The organism is Nocardia sp. NPDC060259, assembly GCF_042728775.1.
GTDB lineage: Bacteria > Actinomycetota > Actinomycetes > Mycobacteriales > Mycobacteriaceae > Nocardia.
Map to the genome: position 1 here is coordinate 1 of NZ_JBHXAY010000203.1, position 1,361 is coordinate 1,361.

General features: G+C 67.6%; 1 protein-coding gene. It reads left to right on the forward strand.

Features of this window, described 5'->3' with window-relative positions; all coding sequences use genetic code 11:
• Window positions 1-108: 108 nt before the first annotated feature.
• Window positions 109-1,269 (forward strand): amidohydrolase family protein, encoded by a 1,161-nt coding sequence (locus ACFWF2_RS33580; protein WP_379311505.1) that lies wholly within the window; start codon window positions 109-111, stop codon window positions 1,267-1,269.
• Window positions 1,270-1,361 lie beyond the last annotated feature (92 nt).

Genomic DNA, 1,361 nt, shown 5'->3' on the forward strand with positions numbered 1-1,361 from the left:
AACACTCCCACAACGCGGCATCGACCGCCGAGCGGATACCGACCATCCCGGCACTACCAAGTGCGGATCCGCGGTGCGGCTGAACCAACCGACAGGAAGGACATACTCGTGAACGAATCCGATACACCGTCACGCGCCGGCGTGAGCCGCCGCCGCATGCTGGGTGGGACCGTCGCAGGCACCCTCGGCATAGCCGCGGCGACGGCCCTCCCCCTGAGCACGTCGACTCAGTTCGGCGCGGCCGGAACGGCCCGCGCTCAGCAGGCCGCGCCGAGCGGCACGTATCGCATCGACCTGCACTCCCACGTGCTGCCACCGGACTACCGGGCGGCATTGCTGTCGCACGGACACTTCACCATCGGCGGCTACCCGACTCCCGAGTGGTCACCCGAGTCCGCGCTGGCGTTCATGGACTACTACGGCATCCAGGCCCAGGCCCTGTCGGTCTCCGACCCCGGCGTCGGGTTCCTGCCCGCGGGCAAAGAAGCCAACGACATGGCTCGCTACTGCAACGACTATGTCGCCGGGCTCACCAAGCAACACCCCACGCGCTTCGGCTCGTTCGCGGTCCTCCCTATGCCGGACATCGCCGCGTCGGTCGCCGAGGCGATCCACGCCCTCGACGTCCTCCACGCCGACGGCATCGTCCTACTGTCCGCCTACAACGGCGTGTACCTGGGCGACCCCTCCTACGAGCCCTTGACGATTGCGCTGAACGAGCGCAAGGCCTACGTTTTCGTGCACCCCGCCGCGATCCCGGACGACGCCAAGCCAACCTTGCCCTTGCCCGACTTCCTCGAAGAGTTCACGTTCGACACGACCCGAGCCGCGACGATGATGATGCTGACCGGCGTCACCCAGCGGTACCCCAACATCCGCTTCCAACTCTCCCACGCAGGCGGCACCCTGCCGTTCCTGTCGTGGCGGATCGGCGTCGCGTCGGAGACGGCGATCGGCGAAAACTGGCCGCAGGGCCTGGGTAAGCCATCCCTGCTCGACGCGAAGACGCAGATCTCGCGATTCTTCTACGACACCGCACTCAGCGCGTCTCCTGCTGCGATGTCGGCAGTTTCGGCCGTGACGAGTCGAGACCATATCGTCTTCGGTTCCGACTGGCCGTTCAGCGCGACCACCCTGCCACAGTCCGGAACCCATGACCCCGCCCCGGGACTCAGCGACATCTTCGATGCCGACCAGCGCATGGAAGTCGAGCACCATGCCCCGCTGCGCCAGCTTCCCAGACTGGCCGCGGCGATCAACGCAGGCTGACCTCCCATCCGCCTGCCGCCGGGGGCGCCGCGGCCCCCGGCGCGCCCCGCAGCGACCGGAGCCCCGGGTTGCGTATTGCGTACAGTCACAAA